The 15968-nt window shown below is 50.7% G+C and carries 19 protein-coding genes and 1 riboswitch; of the genes, 10 read left to right on the top strand and 9 right to left on the bottom strand.

Translation table 11 applies throughout. The features are described 5' to 3' along the window. Positions 1 to 6: 6 nt before the first annotated feature. Together AC6R0R_RS01550 and AC6R0R_RS01545 are read right to left on the bottom strand one after the other, a co-directional pair. Complete coding sequence (locus tag AC6R0R_RS01550; RefSeq protein ID WP_500625448.1) at positions 7 to 1134, bottom strand: D-alanine--D-alanine ligase; 1128 nt, start codon at positions 1132 to 1134, stop codon at positions 7 to 9. Next, a complete protein-coding gene (locus tag AC6R0R_RS01545) occupies positions 1121 to 1717 on the bottom strand; it encodes a DedA family protein (protein ID WP_500625447.1) in 597 nt (198 codons plus the stop codon). Before AC6R0R_RS01545 ends, AC6R0R_RS01550 begins: the two co-directional genes overlap by 14 nt. Positions 1718 to 1963: 246 nt before the next feature. Between AC6R0R_RS01545 and AC6R0R_RS01540 the strand changes: the two genes are divergently transcribed. Further along, positions 1964 to 2293 carry a DMT family transporter gene (locus AC6R0R_RS01540; protein WP_500625446.1) on the top strand — a complete coding sequence of 110 codons (330 nt, stop codon included), beginning with the start codon at positions 1964 to 1966 and terminating at the stop codon, positions 2291 to 2293. Between the two features lie 119 nt (positions 2294 to 2412). Here the strand turns inward: AC6R0R_RS01540 and ribB are convergent, their stop codons facing one another. Further along, on the bottom strand, positions 2413 to 3069 hold the full coding sequence (gene ribB / locus AC6R0R_RS01535; RefSeq protein WP_500625445.1) for a 3,4-dihydroxy-2-butanone-4-phosphate synthase: 657 nt from the start codon (positions 3067 to 3069) through the stop codon (positions 2413 to 2415). A gap of 95 nt (positions 3070 to 3164) precedes the next feature. After that, positions 3165 to 3305: riboswitch (FMN riboswitch) on the bottom strand. Between the two features lie 110 nt (positions 3306 to 3415). On the opposite strand from ribB, the gene AC6R0R_RS01530 reads away from it, so the two are divergent. Then, positions 3416 to 3772 (top strand): VOC family protein, encoded by a 357-nt coding sequence (locus tag AC6R0R_RS01530; protein WP_500625444.1) that lies wholly within the window; start codon positions 3416 to 3418, stop codon positions 3770 to 3772. A gap of 49 nt (positions 3773 to 3821) precedes the next feature. Here the strand turns inward: AC6R0R_RS01530 and AC6R0R_RS01525 are convergent, their stop codons facing one another. Next, entirely contained in the window at positions 3822 to 5015 is a 1194-nt protein-coding gene (locus AC6R0R_RS01525; protein ID WP_500625565.1) for an OmpP1/FadL family transporter, read from the bottom strand. Positions 5016 to 5229: 214 nt separating this feature from the next. Here AC6R0R_RS01525 and AC6R0R_RS01520 point away from each other — a divergent pair, with 214 nt between their 5' ends. Continuing rightward, positions 5230 to 5934: a DUF445 domain-containing protein gene (locus AC6R0R_RS01520; protein ID WP_500625564.1), complete on the top strand. Its 705-nt coding sequence runs from the start codon at positions 5230 to 5232 to the stop codon at positions 5932 to 5934. A gap of 105 nt (positions 5935 to 6039) precedes the next feature. Here the strand turns inward: AC6R0R_RS01520 and AC6R0R_RS01515 are convergent, their stop codons facing one another. After that, complete coding sequence (locus tag AC6R0R_RS01515; protein ID WP_500625443.1) at positions 6040 to 6951, bottom strand: DMT family transporter; 912 nt, start codon at positions 6949 to 6951, stop codon at positions 6040 to 6042. Between the two features lie 88 nt (positions 6952 to 7039). Here AC6R0R_RS01515 and AC6R0R_RS01510 point away from each other — a divergent pair, with 88 nt between their 5' ends. The 3 genes from AC6R0R_RS01510 to AC6R0R_RS01500 all read left to right on the top strand — a co-directional run bounded on the left by AC6R0R_RS01510 (position 7040) and on the right by AC6R0R_RS01500 (position 10551). Beyond that, positions 7040 to 7951, top strand: coding sequence for a LysR family transcriptional regulator (locus AC6R0R_RS01510; RefSeq protein ID WP_500625442.1), 912 nt, complete (start codon positions 7040 to 7042; stop codon positions 7949 to 7951). A 179-nt stretch (positions 7952 to 8130) separates the two neighbouring features. After that, entirely contained in the window at positions 8131 to 10086 is a 1956-nt protein-coding gene (locus tag AC6R0R_RS01505; protein ID WP_500625441.1) for an alkyl/aryl-sulfatase, read from the top strand. Positions 10087 to 10095: 9 nt separating this feature from the next. Then, positions 10096 to 10551 (top strand): hypothetical protein, encoded by a 456-nt coding sequence (locus AC6R0R_RS01500; RefSeq protein WP_487903001.1) that lies wholly within the window; start codon positions 10096 to 10098, stop codon positions 10549 to 10551. Positions 10552 to 10740: 189 nt separating this feature from the next. Here AC6R0R_RS01500 and AC6R0R_RS01495 read toward each other — a convergent pair whose 3' ends face one another. Continuing rightward, positions 10741 to 11589: a pirin family protein gene (locus AC6R0R_RS01495; protein ID WP_500625440.1), complete on the bottom strand. Its 849-nt coding sequence runs from the start codon at positions 11587 to 11589 to the stop codon at positions 10741 to 10743. A 169-nt stretch (positions 11590 to 11758) separates the two neighbouring features. On the opposite strand from AC6R0R_RS01495, the gene AC6R0R_RS01490 reads away from it, so the two are divergent. Both AC6R0R_RS01490 and arfB read left to right on the top strand, forming a co-directional pair. Then, entirely contained in the window at positions 11759 to 11998 is a 240-nt protein-coding gene (locus AC6R0R_RS01490; RefSeq protein ID WP_500625439.1) for a hypothetical protein, read from the top strand. A 38-nt stretch (positions 11999 to 12036) separates the two neighbouring features. After that, positions 12037 to 12450 carry an alternative ribosome rescue aminoacyl-tRNA hydrolase ArfB gene (arfB, locus tag AC6R0R_RS01485; protein WP_500625438.1) on the top strand — a complete coding sequence of 138 codons (414 nt, stop codon included), beginning with the start codon at positions 12037 to 12039 and terminating at the stop codon, positions 12448 to 12450. Positions 12451 to 12599: 149 nt separating this feature from the next. Here the strand turns inward: arfB and AC6R0R_RS01480 are convergent, their stop codons facing one another. Next, the gene (locus tag AC6R0R_RS01480; RefSeq protein WP_334553188.1) at positions 12600 to 12836 is read right to left on the bottom strand and encodes an HP1242/YdcH family protein; all 237 of its coding nucleotides are present in this window, start codon (positions 12834 to 12836) and stop codon (positions 12600 to 12602) included. A 145-nt stretch (positions 12837 to 12981) separates the two neighbouring features. Next, positions 12982 to 13287 (bottom strand): DUF6482 family protein, encoded by a 306-nt coding sequence (locus AC6R0R_RS01475; protein ID WP_500625437.1) that lies wholly within the window; start codon positions 13285 to 13287, stop codon positions 12982 to 12984. Positions 13288 to 13466: 179 nt separating this feature from the next. Between AC6R0R_RS01475 and AC6R0R_RS01470 the strand changes: the two genes are divergently transcribed. Beyond that, positions 13467 to 13946 carry a fasciclin domain-containing protein gene (locus AC6R0R_RS01470; RefSeq protein ID WP_500625563.1) on the top strand — a complete coding sequence of 160 codons (480 nt, stop codon included), beginning with the start codon at positions 13467 to 13469 and terminating at the stop codon, positions 13944 to 13946. A gap of 202 nt (positions 13947 to 14148) precedes the next feature. Continuing rightward, entirely contained in the window at positions 14149 to 14958 is an 810-nt protein-coding gene (locus AC6R0R_RS01465) for an SDR family NAD(P)-dependent oxidoreductase (RefSeq protein ID WP_500625436.1), read from the top strand. Positions 14959 to 14961: 3 nt separating this feature from the next. Here the strand turns inward: AC6R0R_RS01465 and AC6R0R_RS01460 are convergent, their stop codons facing one another. Further along, complete coding sequence (locus AC6R0R_RS01460) at positions 14962 to 15918, bottom strand: LysR family transcriptional regulator (RefSeq protein WP_500625435.1); 957 nt, start codon at positions 15916 to 15918, stop codon at positions 14962 to 14964. Positions 15919 to 15968: the final 50 nt, after the last annotated feature.

The following is a 15968-nucleotide window of genomic DNA, read 5'->3' as shown; positions in this document are numbered from 1 at the left end:
CTTTGATCAATCCGTCATGGGGTAGCGCTGCGTTAAAGCTTTCTCCTCTCGCCAAGCGTTGAATAACGCCGCCAGAGAAGGTGTGTTCACCCCGCGTTGCTTATGCTGAGAGCCAATTCGGTACAACAAGCGGTACTGTGTCAGTAAGGTGCTGAAGATGTGCAGCAATGGGGTATCGCTATCCCAGATGTGCGCGGCTTCACTGCTCGCACCATTGATTTCCAAAATATCAAAGCGCTTGCCCTGCATCAGCGCGGTGATGCTGTCGAACTTGACGTCAAGACGGCCGTAGTGAAATCCTTCAAACTCACCCAGCACGTGATCGAGCGTCGCTTCCAATTCTGGTGTGATAAAGGCGTTGCCGTTGCGAAAAATCGCGCCGCGAGAATGACTGCCCGCAAACGCCAACGGATACTCTTCCCCCTGTTCCACCACACTCTCTAACTTGGCCTCATGACGCGGTAAATAGAGGTGTTGCAGTCGCCCAGCGCGCGGGCAGCGAGCGATCAATTCTCTAAGCGTCGAAACGCCATCGCCTTCCACAAAAGGGGAGTATTTGAGTGTCATCGAGATGACTCTGCCGCGCCTTTCCCCCGGCTGGCGCACGTAAAACAGCCCGGCTTCTGCGCGGTAGCGGGATTTTTGTTGCAAAAGAAAACGGCCACCGGCAGGAAAATGCGCTAAGTAACGCGCCAAATCGTCTGAGCCGTTGATGAGTTTGACCCCAGCGCCGCGACAACCCAAATCAGGCTTGGCCACCAGCGGGAAATCGAGCCCGGCATCATGCAGCGCCATCATCGCGTTATTGAGAGCTTCGGAGCTTGACGAGTCACCCACCTCGACAGTGATGTAGGGCAAAATCCATTGGCGGGTTTTCCCTCCGGCACTGGCGAAAATGTCGCTTTTTGACTCGCCCACCATGCCGCTTAACTTGATGGCAGGGTTAGCGATAAGTGGCAATGCCCAATCCAGATGCCTTGCGCTGAGGAGCGCGCTTTGCACCACAACCGGCGCATAAAAAAACCACGCAGGCAGAAACTCAAACGGCGAAATCACTCTTTTTGGCTTGCTCAGTACAGGCATCCCTGCATTGACCTTCCCTTGCGGGATCACTTCCACATCACGATTGTGCATTCTGTTCACTTCTCCAATACTGTTGCGCGACGCGGTTTAATGCCCACAGCGCAAGTAATCCTACAGGTATCATCAACCAGCGAGTCCAGGCATCCTCACTGCCTATCCAACCGCCCACTTGGTAGAACGAGGCAAAGATCAGTGCCGTCCACATGGCTGTGGCGATAAGAACGGCCAAAAGAAACACCGGCAACGCTATGCCTAAAAAACCACTGACGGTGTAACTCACGCTGCGCATTCCCGGTACAAAGCGGACGATGAACAAGGTTACAAAAGCATTGGCATTGAGCGTTTTACACAGCCGACGGGCTCTATGATGTCGAAAACAGCGAACCTTCAACCAACCGATGCGCTGTGCTAATCGCCCGAGGCCATAGAGCGCCAAATCGCCGCTGGCAATACCGATAAAGATCGCCAGCAGCGCCCACTCCACCGCCATCACTTGATTGACCGACAAGGTCGCTGCCGTCACCAAAGCGAGATCTTCGAGCAAATAGGAAAGGAGGATCAGCGCGATCATCATCCACCCCACTGAATGGGGATGAGACAAAATCCAAGCGTTGAGTGTGTGTGCCATGTCCATCTGCCTTCTCCGCTCCCTGATAACCACCGCCACTAACGGGGGAGAATCACAGTGAAAAGGACTGTAAACCCCGCGATGCAGCGATGCCTTATTGAACAAGATAGGGAATAGACGAAGAAAATTTCATGACAGGGCAGATTTGTGTCGGACAAGAAGCATCGACCTCTTAGTCAGACTTGCCGCCATCGATAGGAAATGGCACCATCCCTTGCGGTTTACAGGCGTTCGTAAAGTAGAGGAATGAGTATGGGTTATTGGTATCTAACCATTGCGATTGTGGCAGAAGTGATCGCGACGGGCGCGCTGAAAGCTTCAGACGGGTTTTCCAAGCTCACGCCCAGTCTCTTGGTCGTGGTGGGGTACGGCGTGGCATTCTATTTTCTCGCCATGGTATTGAAGACCATTCCCGTAGGCATTGCGTATGCGATTTGGTCGGGGCTCGGCATTGTGTTGATCACCGCTGTCGGTGCAGTGGCGTTCGGTCAAAAGCTCGATTGGGCGGCAGTGATTGGCATGTTATTGATCATCAGTGGCGTGATTGTGATGAACGTCTTTTCTCAATCGGTCGGTCATTAAAGGGTAGTGATTGACTCAGTCAGGCAAAAATGTGTCAAACAAAAATAGAAAGGTGTGGTTTTGAGGCCACACCTTTTTGTTTATCTATTGGTATTTTAGCTGCGCTTATCGCAGGCGAATTACGCCAGTTTCAACTCGTGTTGCTGACGATAGAGCACCATATCTTCAATGGTCAGAACTGGCATCGAGTGCAATTTCCCAAACGCGACAATCTCCGGCGTTTTACACATGGTGCCATCCGGGTTCATCACCTCACACAATACGCCAGCAGGTTGCAGACCCGCCATTTGCATTAAGTCGATGGTGCCTTCAGTATGGCCGCGACGGGTCATCACCCCACCTTTGCGCGCGCGCAGCGGAAATACGTGTCCTGGGCGCGCTAAATCGTCAGGCTTCGCATTAGGGTTTGCAGCGGTTTTGATGGTGGTGACGCGATCTTGCGCCGACACGCCCGTCGTCACGCCCACTTTGGCCTCAATAGAGACGGTAAACGCGGTTTGATTGGCACTATTGTTGTTTTCAACCATCGGAGGCAGGGCCAATTTATCGGCTTGATCTTCGGTCAAACACAAGCAAACAATACCGCTGCATTCGCGGATCATCAGCGCCATCTGCGCATCCGTTAGGTGCTCAACCGAGTAAATGATATCCCCTTCGTTTTCACGATCTTCATCATCGAGTAGCAACACACCTCGACCTTCACGTAAAGCCGTCAATGCGCGTTCAACGCGGGTAATTGGGTCGCCGAATTCGGCAAGTAGTGATGACTGATTCATGGTTAACTCCTAAATTTCACCAGAATCAGGGCATAGAAGAGTTCTAGCGTCAGCGCCAGATAAACGAAATCGCCCCCACGACGGTGGCGGCTTGGTTTCATTCTCTCTCATCCGGACTGTAACCGTCGGCTCTGGCTTCTCACCAGATCTGCTGACCTCGACGTATCGAGCGCTCGCGGGCTCACCCTTTCGGGCATACCGCCGGTGGGGAATTTCGCCCCGCCCTGAGAATAAAGTAATCGCTGCTTGTGCAGCGCGCTGATTGTAGCGCGGCAATTGATAAATGCCAACGCTCCACACAGGGTTTGCGCTAAGATAACGTCATACACCCTGCAAGGAGCACAGCATGCCTCAACACGAGAAACTCAATTACGTCGAATTAGCCGCCCACGATCTTGAAGCCACCAAGGCCTTTTTTAGCCAAGCGTTTGATTGGCGCTTCACCGATTACGGCCCAGACTACACGGCGTTTGCCGACCAAGGGCTCGACGGGGGATTTTTCAGAGCCGACGCCAAGAGCCAGACCGCCTCCGGCGGCGCACTGTTGGTGTTCTATAGCCAAGACATCGAAACAACACTGGCCAAAGTGATCGCCAGTGGCGGCGATGTCATCAAACCCATTTTCGATTTCCCCGGGGGCTGTCGATTCCACTTTCTAGAGCCCAGTGGCAATGAGTTTGCGGTGTGGTCTGAGGGCCGATAAACAGCAAAGCCCTCACGAGGAGGGCTTTGTCATCAATCACACTGGCGGATTAGAACGTCACGTTTAGACCAATAAAGTGAATACGGCCGTCGAAGGTGCCTTTCATGTTGATAGTTTTATCATCGACAACCAAATCTCGATTAAGATCTACGTTACCCAAATCGGCGTACTCGTAGAACATATCAAAGGTGTACCCGTTCCACTCGGTTGCTGCGCCAACTGAGTAGCGCCATTGCTCGCCCACTGGTACATCAAACCATTGTAGTGACGTATCGTTTTGCGGTGAGCTTTCGTAAGAGATACCCGCTTTTAGACGCCAGTCCGCGTTAAGGCGGTAATCCGCACCCAATGCTAGTTTCCAAACGTCGCTCCAATCGCGTTCAATTGAAGCATCAAATGGATTACCTCCAACCGTTAAATCCAGTGGTAGCTCCTTCCAATCGCTCCATCGATGCCATTGTGCACTGGCCAACAGGTTTAAGTCCGAATTAACGCCCCAACGAGCACTGAGGTCATAAATAGCAGGGAGCGATACTTCCGTAGACGCACTAGTAATTCGGTCACCATTTAGAGCACCATTAACTCTAGCATCTAGCTTATGCTTTACTTTTGAGCGGTAGCTAAAGCCAAAATCCAGGTCGTCATTGTGACGGTACATTGCACCAAACGTCAGGCCCATCGCCCAATCCGTTTCTTCCTCGATAGACATAATTAGCGTGTCTTGCTCAAACGACACATAGTTGATTTGAGCGCCTGCGCCCACAGACCACTGCTCATCAATTTGGTAAGAGAGCGTTGGGTTAACCTGAAGTAGCATCAATGTGGTGCTTTCTAGAAACGGAGCACCTGCCCATTGCTTACCGTAATCAAGGCTTGAGCCGCCTGCAGCGCCAAAGCCAATACCAAAGTGCATCTCATCTGTGATTTGACGAGCGTGGAAAACTGCCAGTGCAGGTTGCGTAGTCTGAGAAGAACCATCAAAAGCAGAATGACGATCAGAGTTGTAATTCAACTTAAGATCAAACCCCATCGCATTCACTGTCGTCTTGCTCTCGCCCATAAATGACATCGTCGCTGGGTTGGTCCAGATTGCCGCAGCAGAGCCAGTGTAAACACCGTCACCTGCGCCTGTGGTACCTGCATTCGCCACCACGGCTTCTTGAAGTAGAATACCGCTGGCACTTGCCATCGCAGAGGACAACGCCACTGCCGTCATAAATGGCCATTTCATTGAACGAGCAATTGAGTTGGGTTTGAACATAAAAAAGTCTCACTGAAAGTGTGCAATTTAAAAACTGCCACCAGTGTAGAGAGAGTTCCCCTTTTTTTCGGAATACCGATTATTCCAACCCTTGCTGTGACGCTTATCACGCACTGGTTGATTGAATCCGCCTTGGTGTATACTGCGCTTCACCCATTAACACCTTGATCGTTATCATCTTATGAACAAGCAACCTATCAACAAAAGTCTACTCACCAACCTCATCGCCCTTGCACTGCTTGCTGGCGGGATTCAATCCGGCCATCAGATCGCGTTTTATGCAGGTCTGTTTGCCTTTTCAGGCGCCATTACCAACTGGTTAGCTGTCCACATGTTGTTTGAAAAGGTGCCGGGGCTGTATGGCTCGGGTGTAATACCTGCGCGTTTTGAAGAGTTTAAAGCCGCCATCAAGCAGCTGATGATGAGTCAGTTCTTTACCGATGAAAACATCGACAAGTTCCTCAACAAAGAGATGGCCGGTGAGCACACGCTCAATCTGCAACCTGTGATTGAAAGCATCGACTTTAACCCTACGTTCGATTCTTTGGTTGAGGTGATCGCCAATTCATCCTTCGGCGGCATGTTGGCGATGTTTGGCGGCAGTGACGCGCTGGCACCACTTAAGCAGCCTTTCGTTGAAAAAATGCAGCAATCGGTGATTGAAATCAGTCAGAGCGATAACGTCAAGCAAGCGATCAAAGCGCAGCTTGAAGCGCCTGCCATGATGGATGAGATAAAACAGAACATTGAACAAATCATCGATCAACGCTTGAACGAATTGACACCTGCGCTAGTCAAAGAGATGGTGCAAACCATAATCAAACAGCACCTAGGCTGGTTGGTGGTGTGGGGCGGTGTATTTGGCGGCTTGATTGGTGTGGTGTCGTCGTTTTTTGCCTAACTGACACGCCTTTCTACTCCCTATATTGAGCGCCAGCAACACTGGCGCTTTTTTGATCCTCAGTTATTTTGCGTGGAGGCTTGGGCTGGATTTGAAGCGCCAACGCTAGTGCTGCCCAGACTCCCTTCGCAGCGAAGTCAGCATCACACTGAGCAAAATTAACCCCGCGCCGAGACTTTGCGCGAAGGTAAACGTCTCTTGCAGCCACAACATGGCAAACAGAGCACCGAAAAGTGGCTCGCTGCCCATCAACAGCGCAACTCGTGTCGGAGAGGTGCGGCGCACCGCGTAATTCTGTACATAGAAAGCAAAGAGAGTGCAAAACGCGACCAAATACAGCAACGTTACCCAGAAGGTGGATTCAGTGGGCAGGTGCCATTGAGATTGGGGCAACGTGCTCAAGACCAAGATAGCGGCAACGCCAGCAACAACCGTTGATTGAATCGCGGTGAGTGTGGTGGTCGTCACGGCGCGACCGAGGCTGAATCGCTTGGTGGTGGTCACCATCAGTGCCCGTAGCAGCGCCGCAAGTAGAATCAGATAATCCCCCAGCGTGAAATCGACACGCGCCCCATCGCTACCGGTCAGCAGCAGTACGCCAACCACGCTAGCGACACACAACAATACCAAAGACCAGGCGACCTTCTTGCGGTTCACCAACACTTCAGCCAGCGCAGTGAATAATACGCAAAGACTGATTAAAAACGCCGCGTTCGACGCTGTGGTATGCGCAACGCCAAACACTTCACACAGGAAAATAGCACTTAAAATCACTCCAGTTGGCAGCGCAACGACCCAATCTTTGTTGAGCCCTGCTTTGAAATCTCTCACCACCAATGGCAACAACACCAAGGCGGTGATGGAAAAACGTAACGTAATGAACATTAACGCCGAGGTGTAAAACAGCGCACTTTTAGTTAACCCATAGCTGGTGCCCCAAAAGATCGCCACCAGCAGCAGTAATCCTTCGGTAATGGGTAGCCGCTGTGCGAGCGGCAGAGTTTGCGTTCCTTGCATCATTTTCTCCCAGAGTGGTTGACCCTCCCAGTATCCACAAGTAACTTAACTGAAACAATTGGTCGATTTTGCAAAGGATAATTGCGCCATGGACACGAATAAACTTATCCCCTTACTGGCTGAAATGGCGGTGTTTGTTACTGTGGTGGAAGAAGGAAGCTTCGCCAATGCGGCGGTGAAATTGGGTGTGGCGCCCTCATCGGTCAGCCGCTCACTGCGGCGCCTTGAGACAGCGCTGAAAGAGCAGCTCTTGGAGCGCACCACGCGTCAGATGCGATTAACCGCCACTGGGCAAGAGGTCTTCCACCTTTGTCAAACCATGCTAGGGCAAGCCAAACTTGCGGTGAGCGCAGCACACGCCAACAAAGAGGCGATCGCAGGGCCGCTTCGCGTTGCCGTGCCGAAAGCGCTTGCCAAGCAAGTCCTTATGTCACCCATATTGACGTTTGCTAAGCAGTACCCCAACGTCAATCTGACCCTTAAAGTGGAAGACCGCTATCTCGATCCCATTCATGACGATGTCGATGTGGTCATCCACATCACACCGAATCCTGTCGAAGGTTTAGTCGCGGTAACGCTTGCCCCTTGCCAACTGTTACTGTGCGCCAGCCCAGAGTATCTAGCGAAGCATGGTACGCCCGCACACCCCAATGATCTGCGCCATCATCAATGTCTCTGTTTGGGTGAATCCCCCAAAGATCGCATCTGGCGGATGACTCAAGGAACACAAACGGTGGCTGTCCCTGTCAGCGGTCATCTTGCCGTGAATCACAGTGAGATCCGTCGCCAAGCCGTACTCGAAGGGCTGGGTATTTCGCTGTTCCCTGAATTTGTGGTCAGAACTGAGTGCCAACAAGGCGTTTTACAACCTATTTTGGGCGAGTGGCAATTAGCGGGCAGCTACCAAGGTCATATCGTCGCCCAATATCCGCAATCGCCCTTTATCCCTTCTCAGGTCAAAGCGTTCGTCGCGCACCTGAAATCAGCGCTCGCGCTCTGATCAGCGAGTCAATAACAAGGTAAAGGTGAAATACCATTCCAAAAATTAGGGATATAGAGGTTCACAAATGTGAGATCTTCACAGAAATTTCACATTAAGGTGGCATTTGTAGTGTGAATTGTATCACTCTTCACGTATGCTTAACTTGCTCATAAAAGTGCATATACAAGGAGAGTGCTATGAAGCGAATGGGAGTATTAGCCATGGCGATACTAGTGGCAACCAATGCCACTGCGTCAGAGCCCAAACCCGCGACACAGGCAACGATTGATGCGAACAACCAACTCAAGCAAAGTCTGCCATTCAGTGACACCAAAGATTTCGATAACGCGCAAAAAGGGCTTATCGCGACTCAGGATGTCGTTACCATTAAAAACCAAAACGGCGATGTTGTTTGGGATTTAGAAGCCTACAAAAAGTACATCGGCCTTGATAAGCCATCACCCGATACCGTCAACCCAAGTTTGTGGCGTAATGCGCAATTAAACATGATCAACGGCCTGTTTAAGGTCACCGATGGTATTTACCAAGTTCGCGGCTACGATTTGTCGAACATCACCTTTATTCAAGGGGATACAGGCTGGATCGTATTCGACCCACTCATCTCTCAAGAAACCGCAAAAGCGGCACTCGACTTCATTAACAGTGAACTCGGCGAGCGTCCTGTTGTGGGTGTCTTCTACAGCCACAGCCACATTGACCACTTTGGTGGGGTGCGCGGTATCGTCGATGAGCAAGATGTCATCGATGGAAAAGTGACCATTATGGCCTCCCCTGGCTTTACCGAGCATGCCGTATCTGAAAACGTGATTGCAGGTAATGCGATGGGTCGACGCGCAGTGTACATGTATGGCGCCCTGCTTCCACGTAACGAAAAAGGCGGCGTCAACGGTGGCTTGGGTCAAACCACGTCAACCGGTCTTGCGACCATGATTGCCCCAACCGACACCATTGAGAAAACCGGTGACGAACGCGTGGTCGATGGCGTGAAAATGGTCTTCCAATACACGCCAGGCACAGAAGCACCGACTGAGATGAACGTCTGGTTCCCTCAGAAAAAAGCGTTGTGGATGGCGGAAAACACCACCAACACCATGCACAACATTCTTACACTCCGTGGCGCTCAAGTTCGTGATGCGCTGAAATGGTCAAGCTACTTGCAAGAGACCATTGAACTATGGGGTGATGATGTCGAAGTGAAATTCCAAAGTCACCACTGGCCAATGTGGGGCCAAGGCGACATCGTCAAATACTTTAAGAAACAGCGTGATATGTACAAGTACACGCATGACCAAACGGTCCGTTTGATGAACCAAGGTTATGTGGGTTCTGAGATTTCTGAAATTATCCAGTTCCCAGAGGAAATCGATAAGACTTGGAGCAACCGCGGTTACTACGGCACCCTACGCCATAACAGCCGTGCGGTTTATCAACGTTACATGGGCTGGTACACCGGTAACCCATCGGATCTGAACAACCTGCCGCCAACCAATGCTGCTGTGAAGTACGTTGAGTACATGGGCGGCGAACGCGAAGCGATCAAAAAAGCACAAGCCGACTTTGACGCGGGTAACTATCGCTGGGTCGCGGAAGTGATGAAACACGTGGTGTTTGCTAATCCACAGAGCAAAAACGGTAAAGCACTCCTTGCTGATGCCTATGAGCAGTTGGGTTACCAAGCGGAATCTGGCCCTTGGCGTTCTGTCTACTTGCAAGGCGCTTACGAGCTGCGTAACGGCACACCAAGTGCGGGCGGTACCAACACTGCATCGCCAGATATTATCAAGAACATGCCACCAGAAATGCTGTTTGATTATCTCGCGGTACGTTTGTTACCAGAAAAAGCGGCTGGGAAGAACTACGCCATCAACATTAACTTCACTGACCTAGATGAGAAGTACACCTTGTACGTTGAGAACTCTGTGCTCAATCACACTCATAAGCAAGCAGAGAAGCCGGATGTGGCGTTGACGCTGACCAAAGCGACACTGGATGACGTCCAATTGGGTAACATCACTCTTGAGCAAGCCATTGCTGATGGTTCTATCACGCTCGACGGTGACGGCGATGTGTTCAAAGACTTTGTCGGTATGCTTGATACCTTCAACTTCTGGTTCAACATTGTGACACCTTAAGGAGGCGTTATGATGAAACAGGTCGCGACGTTGCTCACCTGCTCAGTCATCACGCTGGCAAGCCCAATCAGTTGGGCTTGCTCTTACGATGGGTTGTTCAGCAACCCATTTAGTGAGAGCTATCCTGGGGCACTGGATGTCTCCATCGCCACGCAAAAAGCGTTACGTGCACAGTCTATCCAATTGCCTGAAAAGCTTGATGGCGCCCAAGGTCTAAGACGCGCCAGTTGGTGGCTCAATCTGATGGTCGACATCTACCCAGAGTTACCGTCTGGTACGTATGTGTATCTGGTCGACAGACAGTTGTGGTCGCAGCGCAGTGAGCAAAGCATGGTCGTCCATGTCACGCCACCACCGCAGGGTGTTAACGTTGTTCAGTTAAGCGAAGCCGCTTTACATAACTTGATTTCTAACCAGATCTCGCTTGAGCAAGCGCGTGAATTAGGCTTGCTGACCGAAAGCTAAGCAACGCCCTATCAATAATAAAAAGCCACACTCTAGGGTGTGGCACAAACAAAAAGTAAGGCAGTGGATTATTCACTTTTTGCACTGACCAGTCGCCAATCCGGCAACCGAAATTCTTCAATTCATTTCAACTCGATTTTGCCTAGCGGGCTATTTTTGACCCTCTCAACCATGGGCTTTACGTCCTAATCAATAGGTCTCAAATACACCCTGATTGTAGTCGCGTACTGCTTGTTCAATCTCTGCCATGCTGTTCATCACAAAGGGACCATAATGCACGACCGGTTCGTTGATGGGCTCGCCGACGAACAACAAAACGCCAGAATCTTTGTTGGCGATCAAGGATGCCGAGTCGCCAAGAGTCAACAGAGCCATTTCACCTTGGTTTACGCACTGGCCACCCAATTGGATCTCTCCTTGATAGACAAACAGCATCATATTGTGATGTGCCGGTGTGCCAATGGTGACCTGCTGACCAGCTTGGGTGCGCCAGTCTGTCACGGACAGGGGTACACCCGTATCGGTCAGTGGCCCTCGCTGCACCTCATCGTCAATCTCAATCTCACCCGCTAAGATACGAAACAGACCTGAATCCTTGCCGACATACTCGGTAATGGTTTCTGGCTGAAAATCAAAGTACTTGGCAGGCTGCATTTTGCTTTTGGCGGGCTGGTTGATCCAGATTTGAAAACCATGCAGATCGTCCTCTTCCATAATCGGCATCTCACTGTGGATCACACCACGGCCTGCGGCCATCCACTGAGCACCACCACTGCGTAGCTCTCCAACGTTGCCCATGTGGTCACGGTGCTGGAAGTGCCCTTTCATCATGTAAGTCAGGGTTTCAATACCACGGTGCGGATGAGGTGGAAACCCACCGACATAATCGGCTTTTTGATCAGATTTCAGTTCATCCATCATCAAAAATGGAGAAAATGCCGTGTTGTTAAATCCAGCGACACGCTGAATTTTCACACCATCGCCGTCAGAGGTGGCGTGGGCAGGGATCAGTTGGCGAATTTGTCGTTGGGTGGTCATCACAGGTCTCCTGTTAGGCAATGAAAACAGTGTATCGCCTCTTATCATTAAAGAAGACTCGGTCAGGTTGAGCTAGATATTCGAAATTTTTGAATAATGAGATCTCTCTCGCCACTGCCATCGCAATAAGTCGTTACTATCCAGCTAGTTAACATGGAGATCACCCGATATGAGTCTTCGATTCTGCCCGCAATGTCAGTGTGAAACCGAGCACACAGAGTGCATCAAGCAAAAGCCCTCGCCGTATGGAAAAAGCCGAAAAGAAACCGTAAAAGCCTTTTTCTCTGGCTTTTTTAGCGGTATGGTCGTGGGCCCGGCGTTGGCCTCATTAGAATTGATTGATCGTTACGAGCAGTGCCAAACGTGCGGGCATCTGACACTTGATAACCACGGAGAAGAATTTAAGTAGCCACAACAGCCTCAGCGCTGTCGGTTCACTGTATTGTCATGTTAGTTATATCCAATACCGTCACCTTGAGTGACTGGGAAATCCAATTAACCGCCATTCGCGCTCAAGGCTCTGGCGGCCAGAACGTGAATAAGGTGTCATCGGCCATTCACTTGCAGTTTGACATCCAACGCTCTACCTTGCCCGATGTCTACAAACAGCGCCTGTTGGCGCTTTCGGACTCTCGCATTTCAAAAGAGGGCGTGATTACCATTAAGGCACAGCAGTATCGCACCCAAGAACAAAATCGTGAGGATGCCCTGACCCGCCTAGCCGACCTGATCCGCAGCGCGATGGTGGTACAAAAGAAACGCCGCCCAACCAAACCGACTCGCGCCTCCAAAGAGCGTCGTCTGAAAGCCAAAGGCATCAAGGCCAGTACCAAGGCGCTACGCGGCAAGCCCTCGTTCTAGTGCACCGTAACGGCGCTTATCCAAACAGTTAATCGGAGAAAGACAGGCCTGCAGATCAAAAAAGCTCCACGCATGACATGGAGCTTAGGTCTACCCAAGTCGGAGCAACACGCAATACCATTCGCTCACGTCATCAGGGATGGGCGGCTTTATTTATGAAGTTGTTGGAATAAATCGTCTTTCATTTGCGCGCGACGCAGTTTGAGAGTGTGCATTTCTTCGTCGCTGATAGGAGAGTCTCGAAGTTCGAGGGTACGTATTTGTTTGTCGATGGCGTTGTATTCTTTCATCTGGTCGTTGAAGTTTAGGTCGGTTTCTGCGAGCGATAAAATGTCATCCTTATGCTCTGGAAACTCTTTAAGTAGAGAATGGTCTTCACCTAGCATATTTGCACCTCGTCCTGTCGGTTGTGTTGTACGTTTTTTAACCTTAGCACCTCTTGCCGATCAGAAATGGGACATTCATCGATTTGTCAGGATCCGATCCATTATCACTCGGTGATGAACCCGGGTTTAACCGCAAGACGCCTTGTTAGTAGAGTTGATGATCTTTCAGTGGCACCTCGAGTGCATTGGTCGACCCTTTCTCAGGTCCCCCCACCATCTCATCATACGCACTCTCGTGTCTGAGAACCTGCTGCGTCGCATTGAGTTTTCGACAGCGCTTTTGCATCTCCACTAATGAGTGCGTCACTAAGCGCTTGCCAGTGTTGTCCATCACAGAGTATCGCTCGCCATCCACTTCGACACTGGCCTGATAAAGTGCCAGATCCAGTGAGTGAATAATCAGTTTATCGAGATAAAAAAATTGCTCCAACTTGCTCAATGGCATCTCCATGTCCACCTCTCTTACCGACTTTACTTATATGCAATCAAACCAGTCTTTACGTCGGCCAAGAGAAAAAGTTCAGCTTAGAAAAATTTAAAAAATAATCCTGATCGGTGCCAAACTTCACACGTACCAACCAGCGAATCCAACACAACACAGGGACATTCGTTATGATTCGCAAAACACTAATGACGTTCGTTATCGCTATGAGCAGCCTTTTGATGATCTCGACTGCAAACGCTAACCACCACGGCATGAAAAAAGACATTGTCGATGTCGCCGTAGAGAATGGTAGCTTCACCACACTGGTCGCCGCTGTCCAAGCAGCAGGGCTGGTAGAGACATTGAAAGGTGACGGTCCTTTCACGGTACTCGCACCCACCGATGATGCGTTCGCCAAACTGCCCGAGGGAACCGTAGAGATGCTCCTCAAGCCTGAGAACAAAGACAAAATCGTATCTATTTTGACTTACCACGTCATTCCAGCGAAAGCGATGGCTGCCGATGTCGTCAAAATGGATAAAGTCACCACCGTCCAAGGCCAAGATGTGATGATTAAAGTGATGGGCGACAAAGTGATGGTCAATAACGCCAACGTTATCATGACTGACGTCAAGGCAAGCAACGGCGTCATTCACGTGATTGATACGGTCATTATGCCAAAATAGGTAACCAGCAGATTTTATTCAAAGCGGCGCTCTGCGCCGTTTTTTTGTGCCTTTTGAATCACGTAGGCCACAGCTATATTCATCACTGCTGGTTGCTCATTTTGGAACAAACTGTCCATAATGATTGGGCGCCTCGGCTAATGCATCTAACACCGCCTTTATGCACAATAGCACTGTCATCACTTACCTTCGGAGCACAATCATGAACGAACAAAAAGTTATTCTAATCACAGGCGCGACCGATGGTATTGGTCTATTGACTGCAAGCCAACTTGTAAAGCAAGGGCATCGCGTATTGGTTCATGGCCGCAACCCCGACAAGCTCGCCAAAGTGGTTGAAACGCTTAATCAAGAACATAACACCACACTCACAGCCTTTATCGCCGATCTTTCTGTCCTCAGCGATGTGCAGCGATTGATTGAACAAGTGAGCGCCACACTGGGAGAGACACCACTTGACGTGTTGATCAACAACGCAGGTATCTTCAACGCGCCAGCGGACAAAACGCCCGATGGCCTCGATATTCGCTTTGCCGTCAATACGGTCGCACCTTATCTGCTGACCCAAGGATTGTTGCCACTCATTCCTGCCCATGGGCGCGTAGTGAACCTCTCTTCTGCAGCGCAAGCCAGTGTGAGCATTGAAGCCCTGCAAGGAAAAGGTCACTTGTCTGACAGAGAGGCTTACGCGCAAAGCAAGCTAGCGATTACCATGTGGTCTCGCGCACTGGGTGAAGCACATCGACACTCGGGACCAATGATTGTCTCGGTTAACCCGAAATCACTGCTCGGTAGCAAAATGGTTAAGGAGGCGTTTGGTATCGCAGGTGGCGATCTCTCCCTTGGCGCCGACATTCTCGTCAGCGCCAGCCTAGATGACGCCTTCAGAGGCGCAGGCGGACGCTACTACGACAACGATATCGAAGCCTTTGCGCAGCCTCATCCAGATGCACTAGATGATAGAAAGGTGCAGGCGGTGATCGAGGCGATAGAGGGGATAGTCGAGCGTTAACGGTCACCCCTTACCAAGATACATCCCCTCAAAGCCTTCAATATGCTGCTCCCAAATCGGTGGCAGGCCGATGAAGGCTTTGACGGCTTGAATAAACTCGCGCACTAATACCGTTTGTTTGCGATGGGGATAGAGGGCATACAGCGCTGTGCCTTGGTTACATAGCCGGTAATCGGTCAGCAACGGGGTGAGGTTCATGGTTTCGACAGACTGGGTTAAGTTACTGGATGAGATCATCACGTAACCGAGCCCCGCTTGCACGGCATCGAGTAGAGTGCGGACGTCGTTAACCTTGTATCGCCCTTGCATTTTGTAACTGTGCAGATCGGAGGCGTCGGACATTGCCCCTAAGCGCACTGTGTCAATGGTCACTGAGCCGTTGCTGTAGACCACAGAAGGCAGGCGCACCAACTCTTGTGGTGAGCGAGGCTCGCCATGCTGGGCAATGAAGTCATGGGAGGCGAGGATCACCGGGCGAATCTCTGCGATTTTATTGGCGATCAAACTTGAGTCTTGCAAGATTCCGAGACGAAATGCGACATCAAAATGCTCAGAGATAATGTCTGAGCGTTTGTCGTCCATCAGCAGCGTCACTTCCACCTCTGGGTAACGGCGCATGAACGCGTTGATCACCGGTTGCAAATATTGCTGACCAATGTGCAAAGGCGCCGTAATACGAATGCGTCCTTTGGGCTCAGCATGGTAGGTGTCGGCAATCAGTTTGACGTCTTCTACCGTTTTACGCAGATTATGCGCTTGCTCTAGGATCTCCTCCCCCGCCGGCGTCAACGAAAAGGAACGCGTGGAGCGATTGAGTAACTGCACACCGAGCTCACTCTCAAGCTTTTTAATTTGCTTGGAGAGCGAGGAGTTATCCATATTATGAAGCGCCGCCGCTTTGGTAAATGAGCCTTGCTGCACCACATCGATAAACAGCGCCAATTGATTGACCAGAGACATCCCCCCTCCTCTTGATGTTGAGTAAACTGATTATTGGGTAAGCGGATTGT

This window comes from Vibrio sp. R12-SW3-ISO1, assembly GCF_059834005.1.
The sequence above is the reverse complement of the archived record's forward strand: the minus strand, read 5'-3'. Positions and strand labels throughout refer to the sequence as shown.